General features: G+C 42.1%; 15 protein-coding genes. 9 read left to right on the top strand and 6 right to left on the bottom strand.

Annotation, left to right across the window (positions count from 1 at the left end):
• Positions 1-251 precede the first annotated feature (251 nt).
• A complete protein-coding gene (gene ydiJ, locus CWB99_RS23065) occupies positions 252-3,305 on the bottom strand; it encodes a D-2-hydroxyglutarate dehydrogenase YdiJ (RefSeq protein WP_138551464.1) in 3,054 nt (1,017 codons plus the stop codon).
• Between the two features lie 147 nt (positions 3,306-3,452).
• Here ydiJ and CWB99_RS23060 point away from each other — a divergent pair, with 147 nt between their 5' ends.
• The gene (locus CWB99_RS23060; protein ID WP_138551463.1) at positions 3,453-3,659 is read left to right on the top strand and encodes a PGPGW domain-containing protein; all 207 of its coding nucleotides are present in this window, start codon (positions 3,453-3,455) and stop codon (positions 3,657-3,659) included.
• Positions 3,660-3,705: 46 nt separating this feature from the next.
• On the opposite strand, the gene ppsA is transcribed toward CWB99_RS23060, so the two are convergent.
• On the bottom strand, positions 3,706-6,081 hold the full coding sequence (gene ppsA, locus CWB99_RS23055; protein WP_138551462.1) for a phosphoenolpyruvate synthase: 2,376 nt from the start codon (positions 6,079-6,081) through the stop codon (positions 3,706-3,708).
• 141 nt (positions 6,082-6,222) lie between these two features.
• On the opposite strand from ppsA, the gene ppsR reads away from it, so the two are divergent.
• Positions 6,223-7,032, top strand: a complete 810-nt coding sequence (ppsR, locus tag CWB99_RS23050; RefSeq protein WP_138551461.1) for a posphoenolpyruvate synthetase regulatory kinase/phosphorylase PpsR — start codon at positions 6,223-6,225, stop codon at positions 7,030-7,032.
• Positions 7,033-7,061: 29 nt separating this feature from the next.
• Here ppsR and CWB99_RS23045 read toward each other — a convergent pair whose 3' ends face one another.
• Entirely contained in the window at positions 7,062-8,417 is a 1,356-nt protein-coding gene (locus CWB99_RS23045) for a class II 3-deoxy-7-phosphoheptulonate synthase (protein ID WP_138551460.1), read from the bottom strand.
• Positions 8,418-9,808: 1,391 nt separating this feature from the next.
• Between CWB99_RS23045 and CWB99_RS23040 the strand changes: the two genes are divergently transcribed.
• Positions 9,809-10,681 (top strand): DNA replication terminus site-binding protein, encoded by an 873-nt coding sequence (locus CWB99_RS23040; RefSeq protein ID WP_138551459.1) that lies wholly within the window; start codon positions 9,809-9,811, stop codon positions 10,679-10,681.
• Positions 10,682-11,928: 1,247 nt separating this feature from the next.
• On the opposite strand, the gene CWB99_RS23035 is transcribed toward CWB99_RS23040, so the two are convergent.
• Together CWB99_RS23035 and CWB99_RS23030 are read right to left on the bottom strand one after the other, a co-directional pair.
• Positions 11,929-12,120, bottom strand: coding sequence for a hypothetical protein (locus CWB99_RS23035; protein WP_138686233.1), 192 nt, complete (start codon positions 12,118-12,120; stop codon positions 11,929-11,931).
• A gap of 900 nt (positions 12,121-13,020) precedes the next feature.
• Positions 13,021-14,235 carry a replication protein A gene (locus CWB99_RS23030; RefSeq protein WP_138553568.1) on the bottom strand — a complete coding sequence of 405 codons (1,215 nt, stop codon included), beginning with the start codon at positions 14,233-14,235 and terminating at the stop codon, positions 13,021-13,023.
• Positions 14,236-14,935: 700 nt separating this feature from the next.
• Here CWB99_RS23030 and CWB99_RS23025 point away from each other — a divergent pair.
• From CWB99_RS23025 to rmuC, 6 genes are all read left to right on the top strand, one after another.
• A complete protein-coding gene (locus CWB99_RS23025) occupies positions 14,936-16,168 on the top strand; it encodes an AAA family ATPase (RefSeq protein ID WP_138553567.1) in 1,233 nt (410 codons plus the stop codon).
• Between the two features lie 16 nt (positions 16,169-16,184).
• Entirely contained in the window at positions 16,185-17,147 is a 963-nt protein-coding gene (locus CWB99_RS23020; RefSeq protein WP_138553565.1) for a transcriptional regulator, read from the top strand.
• A gap of 154 nt (positions 17,148-17,301) precedes the next feature.
• On the top strand, positions 17,302-20,397 hold the full coding sequence (locus CWB99_RS23015) for an SNF2-related protein (protein WP_138553563.1): 3,096 nt from the start codon (positions 17,302-17,304) through the stop codon (positions 20,395-20,397).
• 237 nt (positions 20,398-20,634) lie between these two features.
• Positions 20,635-20,841, top strand: a complete 207-nt coding sequence (locus tag CWB99_RS23010) for a hypothetical protein (protein WP_138553561.1) — start codon at positions 20,635-20,637, stop codon at positions 20,839-20,841.
• Positions 20,842-21,534 (top strand): response regulator, encoded by a 693-nt coding sequence (locus CWB99_RS23005; RefSeq protein WP_138553559.1) that lies wholly within the window; start codon positions 20,842-20,844, stop codon positions 21,532-21,534.
• A gap of 119 nt (positions 21,535-21,653) precedes the next feature.
• The gene (gene rmuC / locus CWB99_RS23000) at positions 21,654-23,111 is read left to right on the top strand and encodes a DNA recombination protein RmuC (RefSeq protein WP_138553558.1); all 1,458 of its coding nucleotides are present in this window, start codon (positions 21,654-21,656) and stop codon (positions 23,109-23,111) included.
• A 120-nt stretch (positions 23,112-23,231) separates the two neighbouring features.
• Here the strand turns inward: rmuC and CWB99_RS22995 are convergent, their stop codons facing one another.
• Positions 23,232-23,762 carry a hypothetical protein gene (locus tag CWB99_RS22995; RefSeq protein WP_138553556.1) on the bottom strand — a complete coding sequence of 177 codons (531 nt, stop codon included), beginning with the start codon at positions 23,760-23,762 and terminating at the stop codon, positions 23,232-23,234.
• Positions 23,763-23,767 lie beyond the last annotated feature (5 nt).

Below are 23,767 nucleotides of genomic sequence, written 5' to 3'. Positions count from 1 at the left end.
CTGAACAGCATTTACACAACCATGGTTACATTACTCTAGACTACTGAATCCAGAGTCAAAAAAGAACACATCATACTAAAGGCCGTGACACTAAACTCGCAGCGTAATTCATTGAATATAACAAAAAATAATCAAGTCAAACGCTGATTTTTAATTATGTTAAATCGTATGTTTAGTGATAATCAAGGGATAGAGAGTCGTGAAAAATAGAAAAAGTAGCGATACAAAAAGTATCGCTACCATACACTGCTTTAAAGATTCTTTGCAATGTACTCTATCGGATGCATTGGTTTTTTATTCTCGTAACGCTTAACCTGGCAACGACAAGAAAAACCCGTAGCCAGTACTGTTTCTTCTTCTATATTACTTGTGTGTTTTTGCCACGACATTTCATATAACGATCGTGAGTTGTGTTGATGATCGGTTTCATGGCCATAAGTACCTGCCATTCCACAACACCCTGTTGCTGGTGTCTCTAAGTTCACACCAAGATGCCCAAAGATATCTTTCCAAATCGTTTTGCTTTCAGGCATAGCACTGGTTTCTGTGCAATGACTAAGTAACTTGACAACGGAGTGGCCGTTTTCGTTTGACAACTTACCCACTGAACTCCAGTCCTGAGTTGACAGCCATTCGTGTGCAAGGTGAACTTTAAATGCTAATTCGTCTTTATTTAGGATCTTGAGATATTCGTCTCTGTAACAGAGCACCAAAGAAGCATCTAATCCTACTAGCGGCCTGCCATAACTGGCAATACGTGACAAAAACTCATTCGCAGACTTAGCTGTCGACTTGAACTCTTTTAGGAACCCTTTTACATGCTGGGCTTTACCGTTTGGAACAAATGGTAAGAGCACTGGCTTTTTACCGAGTTTAGTAATTACTTGCATAAATGCTTCTACTAACTCAGCTTCGTAGAAACTGGTAAACGGATCCTGAACGATAAAAATAATATCGGACATTTGTTCTTTTGACAGTGTAGAAAATTTTTTCTCGTCGTACCTATATTCACTGTTGGTGCGTTTGTCTAAAGTTGGGACGCTTAAGGTTGGCGTATCTACATAACCTACAACATTCTTCAACGCGGATTTAACGGGAGCAAAATTCACAACAAAGTTAGTAAGTCTTGGCAGCTTAGCCATCAGAGGCGTTGTTTGTTCCACATTTGCAACAAGGTGATCCTTTAATGGACGGTTGTATTTACTGTAATACAGATTTAAGAAGCGAGCCCGAAAACTTGGCACATCAACTTTAATCGGGCATGCAGTGGTACATGCCTTACAGGCCAGACATTCATCCATTGATTCTTTAACTTCATGTGAAAAGTCATAGATGCCCTGTTGTTTCTTTCGGTTGTTTCTAAAGCGCTCCCACCAGGTGGTATCGTTTTCTTTTTCTATCAGGGTTTTCTCTGAAGATAGTAAATCGACCCCCTGCTCTTCCTGAAGACGAAACCACTCTCGTATCAGAGAAGCTCTGCCTTTAGGTGAGTGACGGCGATCTTTGGTCACTTTATATGACGGGCACATTGGAGAGGCTTCATCATAATTAAAGCAAAGCCCATTACCATTGCAGTTCATCGCATTTTCGAAGCTTTCTTTGACTTCAATATTGATAGCTCTATCAAACCACGCGCGTTTTTGTCCATCAACACTAACCAGGCTGTCATTGCACTCTAATGGTGTGCAGATTTTTCCCGGGTTCAGGCGATTATTCTTATCGAACACTGATTTTATTTTTCTGAGTTCAGTAAAGAGTGCGTCACCAAAAAAAGCCGGACCATATTCGCTTCGATATCCTTTACCATGCTCGCCCCACATGAGGCCACGATACTTAGCGGTCAATGCAACGACTTGATCTGAAATTTCACGCAACAATTTTTCTTGTTCAGGGTCGCACATGTCTAAAGCGGGTCGAACATGAAGTACGCCGGCATCCACATGGCCAAACATGCCATAGTGCAAACCTTTACTGTCCAACAGTGCCCTGAACTCTAAAATAAAATCTGCAAGATTTTCTGGTGGTACTGCGGTATCTTCTGCAAAAGCAAGTGGTTTCTGTTTTCCTTTGGTATTACCCAGCAAGCCCACTGCTTTTTTACGCATAGCGTATATTTTCAGTATATCGGCTTTATCATTAGTCAATTGATAGCCAACAACACCCGCTTCTCGGTTGGTGATAAGTTGGTCAAGTTGACTGCATAATGAAGAAACTTTTCCTTCGATTTCTTCAGGGGTCTCGCCATTAAACTCAACCATGTTGAGGCCCTGAACCTCAACTCCTGGAATATCGGAGATTAAGTCCGATACTGAATGCCAAATGATGTCTTGCTTGGCTAGATTTAAGACTTTACTGTCTACTGTTTCTACGGAAGTTGCATTTGCCGCAACTAAGAACGGTGAGTTCCTCAAAGCAGATTCGAAAGAATCGTATTTAATATTGATGAGTGTTTTATATGGCTGTATGCGGGTTACGTTAAGTTTCGCTTCGGTAACTATGCCTAACGACCCTTCAGATCCTGTGATTACACGGCTTAAATCAAATGTGGTCATCTCATCGTCAAAGACATTTTCGAGATCATAGCCCGTTAGGAATCTATTTAGCCTTGGAAATTTCTCAAGGACTAGTTCTCTATTTTCACGGCAGCTAGTTAACACTGTCTTATATATTTCACCAACTCTGTTAGTCTGCTCGGCAAGTAGTTCCGCTTTTTCAAGTTCAAGTTTATTGGTATTGAGCTCAGTGCCATCTACAAGAATGGTTTTAAGTTCTAGTACGTGATCGCTGGTTTTACCGTAGACCAGAGAGCCCTGACCAGAAGCATCGGTATTAATCATGCCACCGATAGTCGCGCGATTACTGGTTGATAGATCTGGCGCAAAAAAGAATCCATAAGGCTTCAGAAAATCATTCAATTGATCTTTTATGACGCCAGTTTGTACTCGTACCCAGCCTTCTTCTTCATTTATTTCAAGAATTTCTCGCATGTAACGAGACAGATCGACCACTATCCCAGGTGTTAGAGATTGCCCATTAGTACCTGTTCCTCCCCCCCTAGGTCCAAAGCTTAAAGACAAAAAAGGGTCCAGAGATGCTACTTGCATTGCAACTTGTACATCTTTGGTATTTTTAGGGTAGATAACGGCTTGTGGTATTTCTTGATAGATACTGTTATCAGTAGCAGTGACTATACGGGTCGCATAACTTGTATCTGTATCCCCGCTAAAGCCTTGGCCGCAAATTTTACTGATGTAATCATTTAATAGTGTATTGGCAGAATCCTGCTGGGTAATTTCGGCAATCATGACGGTAATAATTTATTGCTTTGGCACTATTGTATCATGTTGAGTCTCTTTAAAAATCTGGAATTTTTTGTTTTGTTACATTTTGAAAAGGATTAAAGCAGGTATATGGAGTAGATTTAATACTAATCTCGAATTTGAGGTCACACTATGAATAAAATTATGATGAACTTAGTTGCAGGGGTTTGTGCTTTGCTAGCAATAGTATTTATTGTGGTACCTGGCCCGTCGATTTTCTTTCTGCTTGGTGCGTTGCTTTGCTTATCCTTCAATTACCCATGGGCACGAGTGTGGTTGAAAAAGAGTCAAGTATGGTTTAAGAGTGCCTGCGTTCAACTAGACAAACGTTTTAGATAATCCTTTAAAAAAGGCCTGCATGATGCAGGCCTTAACTAATCTTTATCTAAGCTTTGTTTTGCTCAGCAAGGTATAGCCAGGTTTCGAGAACAGTATCAGGGTTTAGCGATACTGAATCGATGCCCTGGTCAACCAACCAGGCTGCAAAATCTTCATGGTCAGAAGGCCCCTGCCCACAAATACCTACATACTTGCCTTTTGCTTTGGCCGTTTGAATTGCCATAGAAAGCAGCTTTTTGATGGCCGGGTTACGCTCGTCGAATAAGTGCGCAATAAGACCTGAGTCACGGTCGAGACCAAGTGTTAGCTGAGTCAGGTCATTTGAACCAATTGAAAAGCCGTCGAAATACTCAAGGAATTCTTCTGCTAATAAGGCGTTAGAAGGCAATTCACACATCATGATAACCTTCAGACCATTTTCGCCGCGCTTAAGACCGTGTTCTTCAAGTAGCTGTATAACCTTTGTAGCTTCTTCAAGTGTACGTACAAATGGGATCATGATTTCGACGTTATCGAGACCCATTTCGTTACGAACGCGTTTAATTGCTTCACACTCTAGTGCGAAACATTCGCGGAAGTCTTCTGAAATATAACGAGACGCGCCGCGGAAACCAATCATTGGGTTTTCTTCTTCCGGCTCATACTGTTGTCCGCCAACAAGGTTTGCGTATTCGTTAGACTTAAAGTCTGACATACGAACAATCACGCGCTCTGGCGCAAATGCTGCGCCAAGGGTAGAGATCCCTTCGACTAGTTTTGCGATGTAGAATTCTACAGGAGACTCGTAACCTGCAATGATTTCTTTGATTTCAGCTTGTAAATCAGCAGGCTGAGTGTCGAAATTGATCAACGCTTTAGGGTGTACACCAATCATTCGGTTAATGATGAACTCTAAACGCGCAAGACCAATACCTGCATGTGGCAACTTAGCAAAGTCAAAAGCACGGTCTGGGTTACCCACATTCATCATTATCTTCATCGGAATGTCAGGCATTGAATCGATACGCGATGAGATGACTTCAAAGTCTAGTTTGCCCTGGTAGATATAACCTGTGTCGCCTTCGGCGCACGACACCGTTACTTCATCACCATGCTTAATGGTGTCGGTCGCATTACCACAACCCACTACTGCTGGAATTCCCAACTCTCGAGCGATGATTGCAGCATGACAGGTACGGCCGCCGCGATTCGTTACGATTGCAGCTGCGCGTTTCATGATAGGTTCCCAGTCTGGGTCTGTCATGTCAGTAACCAGGATATCGCCCTCTTCGACTTTATCCATTTCGTCAATCGAGTTTAGTACGCGTACAACACCGCTACCGATTTTGTGTCCAATTGCACGTCCTTCACAAACAACGCTCGATTTTTGCTTAAGCTGGAAGCGCTCCATAACGTTAGCATCTTCGTTAGAGCGAACTGTTTCTGGTCTAGCTTGTACAATGTAAAGTTTGCCATCGTTACCATCTTTAGCCCATTCAATATCCATTGGACGGCCGTAATGTTTTTCGATGATAACAGCTTGCTTTGCTAATTCCTGTACTTCGCTGTCTGTGATGGAGAACTTGTTTGACAGCTCAGGGTCCATATCGACAATCTCTACTTGTTTACCGTGAGATTCATCGTTCGAATAGACCATTTGAATTGCTTTGGAGCCAATGTTACGTCTTACAACTGCTGGCAAGCCTTTGGCCAGCGTCGGCTTATGGACGTAAAACTCGTCTGGGTTTACTGCACCTTGTACGACCATTTCTCCAAGACCATAGCTTGAGGTGACGAAAACAACATCCTCAAAACCTGATTCTGTATCAATCGTAAACATAACACCTGAGGATGCTTTGTCTGAACGTACCATACGCTGAATACCAGCAGATAACGCGACGCCACGATGGTCGTAACCCTGGTGAACACGATAAGAAATTGCGCGGTCGTTGAACAAAGAGGCAAAAACGTGCTTGATAGCGACCATTACTGCGTCGATACCTTTAACGTTTAGGAAAGTCTCTTGTTGTCCTGCAAATGAAGCGTCTGGCATATCTTCGGCTGTTGCTGAGGAACGAACAGCAAAGGAGACATCGTTGCTTTCATCGCCGTGTAGCGAGGCGTATGCGTTGCGAATGGCTTGGTCTAATTCTGGCTGGAAAGGAGTATCAATAACCCATTGGCGGATTTGTGCGCCGACTTTGGCAAGTTCGTTGACGTCGTCAACATCGAGGGAATCGAGAATAGTGTGAATTTTCTCATTCAGGCCTGATTGCTCGAGGAATTCATTAAAGGCGTCTGCCGTTGTTGCGAATCCACCGGGTACTTGTACACCTGCATTGGCAAGGTTAGATATCATTTCACCCAGAGAGGCATTTTTACCACCAACCCTAGGTACGTCTTGCATACCTAATTCTTGATACCAGAGAACGTAGTCTTGCACGGAACTGTCTCCAAAAACAAATTGTATTTAATGTGAGAGAAAAATTGACCTTCCTATAGGTCGAAGGCATTCTACAACTTAATGCATAGCGGCGTAAACCGCGACACGAAAAAATACTAAAAAAGTAATTGAAAGGTTAAAATGAGAACTGCATTTTATATATCGGATGGAACAGCGATTACATCTGAGGTATTCGGGCATGCGACGCTGTCGATGTTTCCCGTAGACTTTAATCATAAGACGATCCCTTTTGTAGAGACTGTCGAAAAAGCTGAAAAAATCAAAGAGCTAATTAATGCTACTGCGCAAACAAGTGGCGAAAAGCCGTTGGTGTTTTTCACCTTTGTAAACCCCGAATTGTCCGATATTATTCTTGCATCAGATGGGGTTTGCTATGATTTCTTATCTTATTCCAGCGAAATTGTAAAAAGAGAACTAAAAGTTGCTCCGGTACCAAAAGTTCACCGCACACACAGCATTCACGAAGCGACTTACGACTTCAGGATTGATGCAGTCAATTACGCACTGGCCAACGATGATGGCGCAAATGTAAAAGATTACGAAAAAGCCGATATTATTTTGGTTGGCGTGAGTCGCAGTGGCAAAACGCCGACGAGTTTGTACCTGGCTCTTCAATACGGGATTAAAGCAGCAAATTATCCAATGACAGAAGATGACCTTGAAAAAGGTGCTTTACCTAAGTGTTTGATGCCTTACAAACAGAAGATATTTGGTCTAACGATTGACCCTGAGCGTTTGTCGGCTATCAGACAGGAGCGTATGGCTAATTCAAGATATGCATCAATACGGCAATGTCGGATTGAGGTCAGAGAGGTAGAAATGTTGTTTAAGAAGAATAAAATACCTTACCTGAACTCTACTAAATTCTCAGTCGAGGAGATATCAGCCAAGATTATATCAGAGACTGATCTTGAAAGACGCAAATATTAAAAAAGGGCCAAAGGCCCTTTTATCTTCTTCTATACTCGGTTTCGAGCATCTTTAAGCAGGTCTGCAACTAAGAATCCGAGCTCCAGGACCTGGTCTGCGTTTAAACGCGGATCGCATTGCGTGCGGTAACGCTGAGCCAAGTCTTCATCTGAGAGTCCATATGCCCCGCCAATACACTCAGTGACGTGTTGTCCAGTCATTTCTAAGTGTACACCACCTGGGTATGAACCCTCAGCTTTATGTACGGCGAAAAACTGGCTTATTTCACGCAAAATATTATTAAAGCTACGAGTTTTGTAACCTGTGCTGGCCTTTTCAGTATTACCGTGCATCGGATCAGAACTCCATACGACCTTGCGACCTTCTTCCTGAACTTTTCTGACTAAAGCTGGCAGCTTTTCGGGTAAAACATCAGCGCCCATTCTGGTAATCAGCGTAAGTCGTCCGGGTATATTTTCTGGATTTAAAGCGTCGATCAATTCGATAAGTTCGTCTGGCTTCATACCTGGGCCAACTTTCACACCGATCGGGTTTTTTATTCCTCTGAAAAACTCAATATGTGCATGGTCAAGTTGCCTTGTTCGTTCACCGATCCAAACAAAGTGAGCTGAGCAATCATACCAGTCACCACTTAAGTGGTCTCTGCGAGTCAGGGCTTGTTCATAACCAAGCAGCAGTGCTTCGTGTGATGTATATAAGTGAGTTTCTTTGAGACTTGGGGCAACTGTAGAGTCGATACCGCAAACCTCCATAAACTCAAGTGCTTCCTGGATTCGATTGGCCAGTTGCTGAAACTTCTCTTTCATCGGATTTGCTGCAACAAAGCTCATATTCCAGCGACTTACTTGGTGAAGATCTGCAAGCCCGCCTTGCGCGAATGCTCGCAGTAAGTTGAGCGTTGACGCACTGTGATGGTAGGCCGTCAGTAATCTTTTCGGATCTGGTATGCGAGCTTCTTCCGTAAATTCAAAGCTATTTACTATGTCTCCTCGGTACGAAGGCAAAGCTACACCATTGATTGTTTCAAAATCAGAAGATCTGGGTTTAGCATATTGCCCTGCCATTCTTGCGATTTTAACAACCGGACACTTGCCTCCATAGGTCAGCACTACAGCCATTTGCAAAAGTGTCTTAAATGTATCTCTTATGCTGGTCGCGCTGAAGTCAGCGAATGACTCGGCGCAATCCCCACCCTGAAGTAAAAAAGCCTTTCCTTCGCATACATCGGCCAGGCTTTTATACAAGCTTCGAGTTTCTTCTGCGAATACTAAAGGCGGTGCTGCATTGATCTGTTTTTCTACTGATTCAAGCTCTAATTTATCCGGGTATTCAGGTTGTTGAACTATCGGATGTTCTCTCCAGCTATCTGGGCTCCAAGGTTTCATATTTTCCTCATTCCTCATTAGTTACCTCAAAGGCAAGGTACCTTATAGACGCTACAGCTTCAAGGATATTTCGAAGAATTTAAAGGATTAAATCAGGCAAAGAACACATCATACATTAAGCGACTCCTGGATCACTCAGCAAACTACACTATTTATAAACAATACCAACGTAAGGAAAGCTTATTTCGGTTGAGTTTCTTATACAGGAATAGTAATTTTCCTTTTTAATAATAATTATGTTAAATTGACTGGAGATTAGGGAGTTTGCGTATATTCTCTCACTACGATCATAAGATGGTTTGCATCGTCCCCCCGGTATCCAGATAGAATATCCTATCGCCATTCGTTCAAGAGTTCATCGTTACAGTCTGTATAAGATTCTTAACTAAACAAGGTTCGAAGGCAGCGCACACTCCTACCATGGCATTAATGTACATGACTCACTACTATTTCTAATGAGGTAACTGTGATAAGAGTTTTTACTAAAAACATGCATTCCGAATTTAATAAAGGTGTTGCACAATTTGCGCCACACCCTGCCACGGTTGGTTTCGGTCTAAATCAGTTCTAGCGTAACATGCCCTTTAGCACGTGATGTCAAATTCATAACAGCATATTCTGACTCAAACAACATCTGACAGAGAAAGCCCAGAATTTGTCTTTGCTAAACATTCAGGTAAGAATCAAAAACCTATTTACAATCCATGGCATTAAAAAACTGGCAATAGGCGAGAAAGTATTGCGTAAGTTAGAGCAAAGAACTAAAGGCCACTATCAATCACCTGTTTCACCACGACTGATTGATGATAATTATAAGGTCAGAGTACAAAAGTTATTATTGGTAATAGTCATAAATTTCCAGTGGACGATAGAATTTTGATCTATTTGGTCGTCATATTGAAGTATTTGTTGAAGACCAGGATAGACGGTTCAGGTACCATGAACAAAGTGCCTAAAGAAAACGATTTTCTGCCAAAGTTGACCATAGCAATTGCTATTGTTCTGAACATTCCTGGCTACAATTTTGCTCTATCAATTCTTGAGATCGGACCCCCCCCGTAAAGCGAGAAGACACAATGAATTATTGGAGTATTGTATGTGCCAGAAACTATTAATAATCTTTGAATTATGGAACGAGAGTGTAGAAAATAATTGGCTTTTTTACAGGTCAAACCTTTATTAAAAGTTGTCCATACAAGAAGTTAATAACAGGACCAGATAGTGTTGTACAAAAAAGAAAGTTAGGCTAGAATAGTAGGAACACATCATACATATGGTATATAATTGATTATCGAATCAACACTTATCGTCTTTGATAATTTTTATCAAGGAGATACGAAAAATAAGTATATAATCACTTCTGTTTTTAAATCGTTTTAATTGGCTAGCTCATGAAAAGTAAACTTTCAATAAGGTCACATTTTGATTATCTTTTTGAACAAATATCTTTGTTCTGTGACGAGATACAAGCTGCAGATATTGCACAAGCTATCTATTTTAAGCTTCCTGCGGTTGAAAAAAAGGACGAAACTTCGGCTCCGGAAAACATTCCTGTAGAAAAATTGACCGAAGATGCAGCTCTTTCACATTGTGTTAAGTCATTTAAGGACCTTTTTCTTGATAAGAAAGAAAGCGGTAAAGTACTTACACGCCATCCGGGACTAATCCTAGTTAACGATCCAAAAGGTGAAATTAGAAATCGACTTGTCGAAATTAACTTAGCTAAAGATGCCTTTAAAGAATTAGTTCTAGAAATTGCAAATAACGACGCAAGATTTGAAGCAGTGCATAGTGCTGTGCCAGGTTTAGTTACTTTGGCAGCTTATAGAAAGATACACTTCGAGCACACAGTGCCATACTCAGTGCGCTTTACTTGGATGACCAAACACTCAACAAAAACACTATCTAAGAAAGCCGCTCTGGATATACTTCAACGGTCTTCTCAATATACAAACCCAAGAGCAATAGACCAAAATAACTGGCAATCAATTGTTGAACAAGAACGACTTAGGGTTTCAAGTTTGTCTTCATCAGCAAAGTTAAGAATAAGGCGCCCTACCAGAGTAAGCCCTGAAGTAAACGTTCGCTTTAGTGCAAAAAATCGATATCATGTAAGCGGTGCGCTTCCATTTATTCTTTTAAATCCGCAAAAAGAAACAAAAATAGGTGAATTGAAAAATTATATTCGAGAAGATACTGATCCACGTAAAAAAGAATACAATTATCTAATAGAAAGAATTTACCTGGAAAAAATTAACGAGTAGAACGGGTTAAAACTGGAACTATAACTAACACCTGGCTTGGATAGGATAAAAAATAAAAAGCAGACACTGAATTTATGGAAGATAAGATTTTCATTTCTGTTAAGTTTTTTCTAGTAACTAGGATAAGTCAGCGAGTTCGATTTAAAATATACCTAAGCGAAGAAATTTTCTGTTCATATATTAGAAAATGAGTTAAGGGTCAGTAAAATTTGGACTCTAATGCCAACTACCTGACTGCTTTTTAAATTCTTATCTCCGTTACCCATCTCACTTAATACGTTTCGTTATCTATGTAAAGTTAAGATAGTAAGTAGTTACTTTCTCATGGTCAGAAAAGGCTTTATCTATGATAGTGAAACGTATAAAACACTACATATCTATCACTAGATTAAAAATCCCTAAATTTTTATTTTCTTTAATAAAGCCAAACAGATCTTAAATAGATATTACCAAGCTCAAAGTATGTTGCTGGTAAACACCTAACTTCTAACTCAAATCGAATGCGCATCTTAAAAGTCTAACCAATTGAGCTTGCTTCGGTGATGCCAAAAAACACATCTTTAGTTTAATGCTAAGGCTAATGACGGCGGACTGCAATACCCAGCTATCGAGAAGTACCGCTATCAAAATCCCAGCAAAGTTCAGGTACATCTAACAACGTTAAACCATTCCGACATTTGTCAAAATAAATTGAAAAACAGTAATCGTTACGATCTTTTTCCAAACACAGTCATTGGATCTAATCGGCTTATATTTCAACAACCGATAAGAGCATTGATAAGCTGACTAATCGTTATAATCAAAATATCGGTATCAAATCAAAATCGCCATTTTACCCATTCCGGGTTTGAAAACTGAGCACTCATCAAGAACACATCATTGATTATACACCCAAATCCTCGTCACTTTTCTACCCTAGTCACCCAAACAAGCCACCGATGTTATCCCACGATCGCAGGCCCAATTCGAACAGCGAATTTAGACAGACACACTCGATTTTGTTCCACATGGCCACCGTGTCCATCAAGCGTGAAAGTTGCGTGTCAATTCCAATAAGAACACATCATAGATAATGGGTTCACTCACCAGTCATCAACGTTCCCCCCGATCGCTGACCCACCCAGGCTGCAAATTTAAGCAGACACACTCGATTTTGTTCCACATGGCCACCGTGTCCATCAAGCATGAAAGTTGCGTGTCAATTCCAATAAGAACACATCATAGATAATGGGATCACTCACCAGTCATCAACGTTCCCCCCGATCGCTGACCCACCCAGGCTGCAAATTTAAGCAGACACACTCGATTTTGTTCCACATGGCCACCGTGTCCATCAAGCGTGAAAGGTAGGCTTCACCCAAAAAGAACACATCATAGCAAAACGGATCACCCACCCGGATCACCGCTGCTATGCTGCCCACGTCACTTAAACCAGCCATCAATGTTACCCCCGATCGCTGGCCCACCCGGGCTGCAAATTTAATCAGACACACTCGATTTTATTCCACATGACCACCTTATCTAACAGGCGTGTGTGTTCGGCGTGACCCTATTAAGAACACATCATAGAATAGAAGATCACACACCCAAATCCTCGTCGCGATGCTGCCCACGTCACTGAAACCAGTCATCAATGTTACCCCCGATCGCTGACCCATCCGGGCTGCAAATTTAATCAGACACACTCGGTTTTGTTCCACATGGCCACGTTGTCCATCAAGCATGAAAGTTGCGTGTCAATCCCAATAAGAACACATCATAGATAATGGGATCACCCTCCCAAATCCTCGTCACGATTCTGCCCACGTCACTGAAACCAGCCATCAATATTACCCCCGAACGCTGACCAATCCGGGCTGAACATTTAATCAGACAAATTGCGTTTGATCCAAATGGTCACCTTGTCCACCAGGTGCGAAAGTTGGTGGCCCCCATAAAGAACACATCATAGCTAAAAGGTTTAGATAATCCAACAACACTCCCATACTAACCCATTCATAAAACAAGTCGTCAGACAATCATAATAGCAGTTCAATCTTCTCCAGAATTAAAGCCGATCATCCGGCAAACGCTTCGTATAAGTATAACCTCTTGAGTGATATACCCTTCAACTAAGAAGAACACATCATAAATAAGCATAAAAACAGCTCTATTTGTTGCTAAGTCTTGTTATTTCTATAAGTGCTAGGCAGCTTAAAAGCGACATTGTCTAATTTTAAAAATATTCAAATACTAAAAAGCTAGAAACCTGTCACAAAATATCATGTCGCTTCAGATTTAACATAATAATTTTTAGTTCACAGCATGTGACAGACTAAACTCGATTGTCGCCAATCAAGTTACTTTTTCACGATTTCTTCCAACGTGTCTTCGTCTATCACTTCCGCGTTTTCGACAATGCGCTTACCACCCTGGATTTCAATTCGCTTATTATGTTTATTTAACGCTAATATCTCGTCACAGAACTGTGCAGATGGGTGCATTTCGTATACATAATCTATGATTTTGCCGCTTTTATCATCTTTTACATTCGAAATATGATACTCAGAAATAGCCCCTTTTTCGATCAGGTCTTTCATTGTTGTAGTCATATCTCGCCGTAATGCTTTCAATTTATTGTCGGTTATTTCATCATCAGGATAGATGGAACCATATTTTTCCATGATTGATAAAAGACGGAAATGGTAAGTTTTTCCTGGAGCTGCATATCTCCACAGGTGATATAAGCGCAGCATCATCCAGCGGGACAGACCCCGTTTCAATTCTTGCGCGCTATTAAAGTAGTATCCCTTATACTCTAAATTGTCGATCATATTATGAACAAAAGCATTCAGACAGGCCACACACTTAACGTTACCGCCCTGCCCTTTTTTACCACTGAAGTGAAGCGACGATAAAAAGTTCATATTAGACTCATAAAACGAGTCATCTATATCTGTACTTTTAGTGTCTGTTGCACGATATTTAAACGATAGTTTAGAGCCTTGCAAAGCCTCCAAAGATTCTTTGATCTGAGGGTAAGGCATTGATTGACCAACAGCTTTGAGCTCTTGAGCCAACTCATTCATAGAGAAAATCACAGCATATTGAATACCGGACTTAAAATTGATTTTTACAATTTTACCTTTTGAAGCAAGGCGAATGAGCGCGCGCTCAACTTTTTCCTCTCGGTCCGACGGCCATACAAGAAATTCAGCTTCCTCACCGTCTTTTTTACTACTTACAACAGCCGGCGTAATTTTTAACTCACCGTCATACACGATACCGTCAACTTTTTCAGAAATTCTTCTGGAAATAATGGTTTTCTTTGGCGCTTCTTCCAGGGGCAGCTTTTTATAGCCAGAACGCACAAACCGGCCCCAAAGGTCGTAATGATTGAAAGTGTTAGAATAAGCCCGCAAACCATGACTAGCAGTTTCCAATGATACTCGAACATCTTTGTTGTCAGTGAACAACGCTAAACTCTCGTTATCGGTTGCGCTTTCAACACCATGGATCTGACCTCTAAGGGAATCAGGTAAATTATCAACGGAGATGTTTACCTTACGGCTCATTTTTTTACTTCCAGAATTTTGCGACAGTTAATGACAACACATTCACGATCAAAAGTTAATTGTTTAAGTTAGTAAAAAAGTGATCTGCGCTAAAAAATCAGTATTGGATCACTTTTTTACTAAGACTCGACATATTGGGATCCAGTTTATACCAACTGGCACAAAGATCTTTATTAAAAGTGCTAATGAAAGCCCCAAATAAGCCTGTAAATCAGGCTTTCTCAGATCTGTTGTGGATAAATTGAGATCGAGCAGGTAAGGATCCGATCTATTCTAAGTACAGATCAGATCTATACCTATTGAAACCTTTGTCTTCGATAGATTAAGTGTATAACTTACTGAATTAACTTAGTAAAATATAGATCTGTCACTACAGAATAGTGGACAAACATGTGCATAAGTTGTGTATATTAGAAAAATCAAAAGAGCTGTTAGTAAAAGAACGATCTCGGAGTAAGGAAAGATCTGATCTTAACCAAGTAGTTTCCTGATCCAGATTAACAGTAGCATTTCCAATAAAAACAATAGGATATGTGGCGTTATTTAGCATCTAGCCTTTAATACCTATAGATCTAACCAATTCTAAACTTATTTATTTATACCTTAGGTAAGTTATAAATATCGATGTCTTTGTTTTTTTATGTTTACTGCAAAAGTAATGGACATTATAATAATAACCATCATTTGAAGGAAATAACGTATGTCTATCAATAGTAATGCGCTCTCAACGTACAGGCTGCTCAAAGCTACCGCAGAAGTTGCTGAAAAATCCTTAGAAGGTCGAATTCAGCATTATCGGGCACATCTCAAAAGCGAGGATAAAGAACTTCGCACATATACACAAAAAGCTGCTGCAGATCTGCTAGGTGTGAATAATAGAACACTCAAGCGACGTCATGATCAAGGTGACTTTGATCACTTGGCTATCCAAAAAGGGGCAAACGGCCATTACGCTTATACATTAGCCAACATCTTCTCTATGGCCGAGATATTGGGAATAGAAGCCGACCACAGAAAACCAAACGATAAACTACAGGTTATTGTTATAAACAGCCTTAAAGGCGGATGTGGTAAGACAACCAGTTTGGTAAACATAGCAGCTGCCCTTGCTACTACGAATATTAAGAGATACCGCATCGGGATCATTGATCTGGATCCGCAGGGATCATCTTCAAGCTTTTTTCCATCTCAAGATCCTGAGCCGATCACTGTCGGCGATCTTATGCGTGATTGTATTGAACTAGACGAAGGCGAAACCTGGCAACAATTGGTATCAGATGCATTCAGAGAAACGCATATTCCTAATATCCGCGTGTTACCATCTGGTATGGACGATTTTTACTTCGAACATGAAACCGCAACAGAATTAAAAGAATCATCCAGTTATGCGCAAACACGTCACTATCATAAATTAAAAGAGAAAGTCATAGAGCCGGTCTCAGAGCAGTTTGACATTATCTTGATAGATACTGCCCCTTCGCTTAATTTCATGTTCTACAATGCACTGATGGCGTCTACGGCCATGCTTATTCCTGTGCATCCAGAAGCGGTCGACTTTGATGCTAATAACAAGTATCTAAAAAGACTTGGAGAAATCTATCATACGGTTGCGGCACTTGGACATGAAGGCTGGGATTTCATGCAGTTTTTGGTCACTAATTACGTTAAAGGTAATCATTCACAGCGGGATATTGTTAAAGACGTCCGTAGTGCATTTGGCCGCCAGGTGATGAGTTACCCTATCAATCACAGCTCTGCGATCACCGCAAGTTCCTCATCGTTTAATACCATTTTTGATCAAAAAACCTCTGATTCACTTGCAAGCAGAGAGTCTTTGATTAAATCACAGGAAAATATAAAAGATGTCGTGGATGAACTAGAAATGTTAGTTCGGTCAAATTGGCCATCAACTCAGTCATCACTCGATCAGTAAGTAGGTAAACAAATTCATGGCTAGAAAACGTAAGAACGACACACGCATCGATCCTTTTGCAACACCCGTTGAAGGCAGCAGTTTAGACGATCTGTTAGATCAGGCAAAAGTGGGTGACGTGGTGACCATGCCCGCACCCAGCGATCCCAACAGAATGATCACATTGGTCTGTAAAGTAATTAAACATAACGAAATAAGTCAGGCCACAAAGGTATATGGTGACAACAGACGCGACCAGACACTGCTCAACGAACGTTCCGTAGCAGATATTCTTCCTGCTATAGAAGCCGACAAGCGTAATCTACACCCTGCGTTATGTTGGGAAAAAGGCGCTGTACATGAAGTATTATCAGGCTCCAGACGCAGAAAAGCCTGCCTGCTAGGTGGCGCTGATTATGTTATTTTAACTTCTGCTGACTTCACAGATGAAGACGCCAAAGTGCTTTCAGTGTCATCAGACCAATACATAGCACCAAGTTTGTGGGAACAGGGTAAAGCTTTTTCACAAACCAAACAGTTACTTATTCAACAAGGCAAAAAAGGATCTTATCGCGAGATTGCGGCTATAGAGGGTTTATCACATACCGCGATTGCAGATTCGTTAAAAGCGTATGAGCAGATCCCGCTCGAAGTTGTCAGTCTGTATCCGACGGCAAATCATTTGGGTCGCGAAGCCGCTAAAAAGCTGATCGCCGCGATTCAGGAGCAGAGTGAGGGTTTCAAACAAAAAGTGGCTGAGTATGCGCCTGAACAGCTAACGACTGAGGCCGTCAGTGACGAAAAACGCGCGGTACTACTGACCAATTATCTGACTACATTTTCAAAGGCGGAGTCCAGAAACATAGCATTACTCGAAAATGACTACGTCAAGGTTCAAAAGAACATAAAAAGCGGTGCTATCACCGTTAAGATAGACGATCGTGTTATGACCGAGAAGCGTCTAGAGCAATTAGAGAAATTGCTTGCCAGTTTCAATTAATCACTAACGGCCGATTTGTCGGCCGTTATTCGTACTTTTTCGACACTGTTGTCATCCAACCAGTCAAATTTTCCCGATTTATCGCCATTTGCCTCTTTAGCTCAAATACGTAATTTCATATACTGCTCTTTTACGTCTTTTTTATTGTAAACGAATGTCTTCGCAGTTATCTAAAGAGCAACTTCTAGCACTATTTGAGGAAATTAAACAAGAACAGTCGACCCAGTTTCCACTGTCCGAACGATTTCTCAAACAGTATTTCAATGCTGCCTTGTTAAGTAAGGCCAAGCAATATTTGCATGATGAACAGATTAGCTTTCTGGAGCACTCTGAGGACTTCACAAAGATAGACGCTCAGGTGATGGGTAACTTCGGCAATACCTTCACTCAACACATCAAAATTGAGCAGATCAAAGGAACGCCGTCTGTCGAAGCCCAGTGTACTTGTTCAAATAATCCCAAATGCCGCCACATTGCGGCTGTCTTGTTGAAACTAAAAATAGATCACTCGGGTGGTTTTGGTGAGTCTTACCTAGTCAATGACTGGTTTAATGAGCTCGCACAATTGCAACAAGCGAATGATCTGGACGTGACGAATGTCTTGTTATTCGTGCTTGAGTCCCGTGGGAATGAACTGTTGGTCAACCCAAAAACAACGCCGCAAAAACCAGACGGGGTTTACCCTCTTGGCCGTGCGCTAACCGAGCATCAGCTTAACAGTCAGGTGCCGCCAAAGGATATTTTAGAAAGCGACTTTAGATTGTTTTCTTGGATCCGCTCGCAAAATACGCCTGGTCACTTTGAACTGTCCGGAAGCTGGGGATTCTCAGCGTTACAACAGCTCGTGCAAAGTAAGCGTTGCTTTTACCAAAACAGCCGTAAACCACTGACTTTTGGACATAAGCAACACCTTGAGTTTAGGTGGGAAAAAGAACGCGATGAATATCGCTTAACCAGTCATTTAAGTGGAGTCGAGCAGTGGCAACTGATCAAAACGGATCCACCTGTCTATTTAGATACTGAAAATATGCTGCTTGGTCGGATCGAGTCAGAGCTAAGTGCACAGGAAATTGCTCACTTGCACACTATGCCTTTGATCAACACAAATAAGATCGAGGCTGTGATTAAACGTTTCCAGGACGTGTTTGCCGACAATATAGTGCCACCACCTCAGGGGCACGAGCACCTGGTGAATAAAGATAAGCTGGTCGCCAGACTGAGCATAGAGCCCGGCTCTCCTTTGAAGCTGGCTTTATCATTGTTGGATAAAGAAGGCCGTTACTCCAAAGCGAAGCAACTCAATCGATGCGAAAAAATGCTCAACGGGCTTGGCTTCTCCGCTCAGCAAAATCACTTCGTGCTTCCACATGATGATGATGTAACCTATCACTGGTTTAATAGCGAAGTCCGCCCTTACTTACAAAGTAAACTCTGGCAGGTCGATGAATTACAAGGTGGCCGAGCGGTACAGACACCAAAAGTCACTTTGGTACTAAAACGAGACAAAAAACACCACGTCATCGGCCGGGTAATGTTTGATGATAAGCTGGTTACACTGGACTGGGATAAAATTCCTTCACACGAAGTCAATTCTCTGGCTAATGTTTATCAATACATTAATATCGCAGAGCAATGCTATGCCATTCCTAAGGCCGTTTACGACGAGTTGCTCCTGCTAAAAGCAAGATTTAGCTATTATCTCTCCAGTTCGCAGTTCAAGTTTCCATTGTCGTACGCCAGCAAATTATTTGAGCTGAATGCAGTTGAGAGTGTGTCTGATGACAGACGCCTGTTAGATTACCTAGACGAACTGAGTAAACCTGAGCAATCACTAGGACTCGGCGTACCAGACTCTGCAGAGCATTTTACGCTTCGTGATTATCAGGTGCAGGGGGTAGACTGGTTGCGGTTCCTGAATCGCCATCAGCTTGGTGGTATTCTTGCGGATGATATGGGTCTGGGTAAGACGCTGCAGGTGATTGCTTACTTTATCTCGCAGCACAACACTTTGGTGACCAAGCCTTCGTTGATTGTTTGTCCGACTAGTTTGGTTGGTAACTGGCAGAACGAATTCCGTCGTTTTGCGCCACACCTTCCTTTGCTGACGGTGCATGGCGCACAGCGTGATAAGCAGCTCAATCAGGTTGCAAATGCACGCTTTATTATCACCACTTACCCGTTACTAAAACGTGATTTGGCGCATTACTCTGAGCTGGAGTTTGATTCAATTGTGCTTGATGAAGCGCAGTACATTAAAAATGAAACTGCGCAGATTTCCAAATGTGTTAAGCAGTTATCTGCTGAATTTAAACTGTGTCTGAGTGGCACACCGGTCGAAAATAACCTCCTGGAGCTAAAGTCTTTGCTCGATTTTGTGATGCCTGACGTGCTGGGCACCAAGCAACAGTTTAAGCACTACTTCCAGCAACCTATCGAGAAAGAAAGTGATACCCGGCGTGCCAAAGAGTTACAGTCCTTAATTGCGCCTTTCATTTTGCGCCGAACAAAGTCTGAAGTTGTGCGCGAGCTCCCAGCAAAAACAGAGTTGGTTAAAAAGCTTGAATTCAGCGGTGGTCAAGCAGACATGTACCACCAGGTACAGGCTAAAATCGAGTCTAATCTGGTCGATTTATTTAAAGAACAAGGTGTAGAGCGCAGCAAGTTGGCATTTTTAGATGCCCTACTGAAGTTGCGTCAGATCTGCTGTCACCCCAGCCTGGTTGATAAAACTCAGACGTTCAACAGCGCAAAGTTTGACTGGTTATCAGGTCACTTACCTATTTTCTTAGAAGAAGGCCGCAAGGTGATCATTTTCAGCCAGTTCACCAGTGTACTGGACATGATCGCCAGCCATTGTGACAGCTTGAATATCCCGTTCACTATGCTGACAGGTCAAACTCGTCAACGTGATAAAGTGATTGCCCGCTTCACTGAGGGTGAGGTCGATGTTTTCCTGATCAGTCTCAAAGCAGGCGGAACGGGCCTGAATTTGACCCAGGCCGATACGGTGATCCATTTTGATCCCTGGTGGAACCCTGCCGTAGAAAATCAGGCAACAGACAGGGCTTATCGAATCGGGCAGGATAAGCCTGTATTTGTTTACAAGCTGATCATCGCTAATTCAATTGAGCAGAAAGTCTATCAGATGCAAAAGGACAAGCAGGCACTGGTAGACGCTTTGTTTGCTGATGCAGGCGTAAATTTGACTCAATTTAATGAAGCGCAAATGCTCGAAATGATAAAAAACTAATTTTTTCTGAACTTTTTAGAACAAGGGGTGGTCTATCATTATGCTTGTTGTTAACGCCAAGTTTGTAGTAAGCATATTGTTGATTTCCCCCTATTAAATACAAGTTTTGTATCGAGCCGGTTAACTGTTAACCGGCTTTTTTTGTGCATTTTTAAGCTGTTCCATATTTGATCCACATTGTTCGACTTTAATAACCATATTGGCGAATTAGGACGCGATGGACTCAAGGGGCGAGCTATGTTGTGCTACGAAAATACAATTTCACAGTTAAACTTTATTGAACCTCAGTCACAGTGTGATTATGATCTACTAAATGAGGTTGCCAGTTCAGATGATCTGGCCAGCATTCTGACCATGTTGTTGTTTGATGAAACTTTATCGGATAAGTTAAAGGGTCAAGTTAAAAAGCAGCTTTCACAACTAAAGGCTAAATCGAGAGGCTAAATGACATCTAAGCACCATATTCTTATCGTTGAGGATGATTACGATATTGCAGAGCAGGTAATGCTGTTTTTTAAAGCTTCTGGATTCGAAATTACCCATATTGCAGATGGTGCTTTGGTGGTCGACTGGGTGAGAGAAAATAACCCTGAAGCCATTTTGATGGACATCATGCTACCAAATCAGGATGGTGTTGAGTGTATGCGCCAGATCCGAGAATTCTCAATGGTACCGATTGTGATGCTCACGGCAAAGGTATCGGAGGCTGACCGGTTAAAAGGGTTGGAGTTTGGTGCCGATGATTACGTCTGTAAGCCTTTCAGTGCTGCTGAACTGGTAATGCGTATCAAAGCGATTCTGCGTCGCTGCCAGGCTGCCCCCAGCGCGTCTCAGGAAGCTGCTATCGTGGTGGATGTGGATCAGTTAATCGTTTCTATCAAAGGCAACACCTTGTCTTTGACTAAAGTTGAGTTTGACGTATTTGCCATGTTGTATCAGGCGCCTAACCGGGTTTTCTCCCGTCAGCAGATTCTGGATCATATTCAGCCCGACAACTTTGATATTTCCGACCGCGTTATCGACAGTCATATCAAGAACATCCGTAAGAAGATCAAGCAAATCGAGTGCTCGCCCAAAATTGTAGAATCGGTTTACGGTGCTGGTTATCGTTTCAATGAACAGCAACTTGATGCATAAATGACGGCGCTTAAGCGCCGCTAGCTCACCACAACAAACTTCAAGAAAATCACAATATAATAGGCATTTAAGCTGTGTAGTTGATATTATCTAAACATAGTTACATCAAGAGAATGCCTATGTTTTGGTCCAGTTTAGCCACCCTTTCTCCCGCTCAAATTTTGACATTACTCAGTGCCGGTGCCGTGTTATCTTCATGTGTTTTTGCCCCTCTGTATTGTTTGTTCCGGCAAAAGAACCAAACTGCCAGACAACAATTGACGGTACAAAATGAGCAGTTACAGAGTCAGCTGGCGCAATTAACTGATGAACTGAAACAGGCACAGAGCCAACACTGGCAACTACATGGTGACTGTCAGCAGTTACAAGCTCGGCTGGAAGAAAAGCAACGTCAAAGCAACGAGTTACAGAATCGCTGGCAAAAAGCAGAAGATATGGCTCAGGACACGCAAGCGTATGCTCACCGTCTGGAGTTAGAGCTGACCGATGTGAAAACCACCCTGGCACAAAAACAGCAGTCTTTTGATGCACAACTGGCTCAACTTGAACAGTCAAAGGCCGTGTTAAAACAAGAGTTTGAAAATCTGGCGACACAAATCTTTGAGGACAAAAGCGAAAAGTTCGCCCGGCACAGTCAGGATAAAATTTCTCAGCTGTTACAACCCGTTCAGGGCGAGCTTAAGGGCTTTCGGGATAAAATGGAAGCCATTCACAGCGAAGAACTCAAACAAAGAGCCGCACTGCGCACCGAGTTATTGCATTTGCAGGCCAACAACCAGGCCATCACTGAGCAGGCGCATAAGCTGACAAACGCGTTGCAGGGCCAGAAGAAAACTCAGGGTAACTGGGGTGAACTGATGCTCGAAAATGTGCTCGACAGTGCGGGTTTACGTCCGGGTAATGATTATCAGCGCGAGGTGAGTTTTTCGACCGAAGAAGGTAAATACCGTCCCGATGTCATTGTGTATCTGCCTCAAGCGCGTCACCTGGTGGTGGATGCGAAAACCTCTTTGAACGCTTATACCCGCTATGTCAATGCTGAGCAAGATAGTGAGGCAAATCAGGCCATTGTCGCCCACGTTGAAGCAGTAAAAGCACGGGTAAAAGAGTTGGGAGACAAATCTTACGAGCGACTACCAGGGCTGAACTCTCCCGAAGTGGTGATCATGTTTATTCCGGTGGAGTCAGCATTTGTTGAGGCCATTAAATATGCGCCCGATTTATATCAATACGCCCTCGAGAATAAGGTGTTGATTGCAACGCCAACTACCCTGCTGACCAGCCTGAATATCGTGAAACAGTTGTGGCGTTTTGAAGAGCAAAGTAAGCACAGTAAAGAGCTGGCACTGCGTGCTGAAAAGTTCTACAGCAAGCTGAATGCTTTTTTGCATAGTTTGGAAGGCGTGGGAAAACAACTGGATAAGGCTCGGGAAGGGTACGATAAAGCGATGGCTCAGCTATACAGCGGCAAAGGAAACCTGATTAAACAGGCCTCAGAGTTTAAAGAATTGGGCGTCTCAGTATCTCGCGAGTTACCGAGTGAACTAACCGAAAAAGCGAAACTTGAATTAGAGTAAGGGCAACCTCTGACGAGGGTGTTTCTGCAGGACGGGTATTAGTACTTGTTTCCTGCAGCAGGTAATACCTTTTGGAGTCGCAATATTCGTCACTGAGTTTGCGACTCTTTATTTGGCGACTTAACGATCTTTGTATATTTCATTGGCCTTGAAGGCTTCAACTTCTAATGGAGAATTATCATAGCCATATTCTGCCAGGTCAGAAAAGTGTTGTGTCACGATAGCCTGCAGGCTGGAGCGTTCAATCTGCAAGACATGAACAAGTTCATGTGCCAGTTTAGGTGTTGTGAGTTCAAAGCCATGGCGTACGTAGATGGAATAACCAAATACCTGCGCGTTATTGATAATGCCCTCTCCCACAAACCCAAGTGCTTCGCCTAACGTTTTCAAGGCAAAGTTGTCATGAGGAAAAGGGACTTCGTCAACATAGACTATCCTCACCTTTTCCGGAGATTGTATGCCTATCTCTTTTGCAATTGCTAAGTGCTTTTGATCTAAAGGTTCGCCAATCTGACGACCTTGTATATCAGTTTCTTCAGCCCAGTTAATATATTGGGGCAAAAGTACTGAGGATATCAACGTTTGGTGAAAGAAAATGATACCTAGGGTGGCGGCAAACACGATGGCTAAGAGTATTTTTATTATTTTCATTGTTG

It is taken from the genome of Pseudoalteromonas rubra (assembly GCF_005887095.1).
In the GTDB taxonomy this organism is placed as follows: Bacteria; Pseudomonadota; Gammaproteobacteria; order Enterobacterales; family Alteromonadaceae; genus Pseudoalteromonas; species Pseudoalteromonas rubra_E.
Note: the sequence above shows the minus strand (reverse complement) of the source record. Positions and strands in the feature narration are given on the sequence as shown.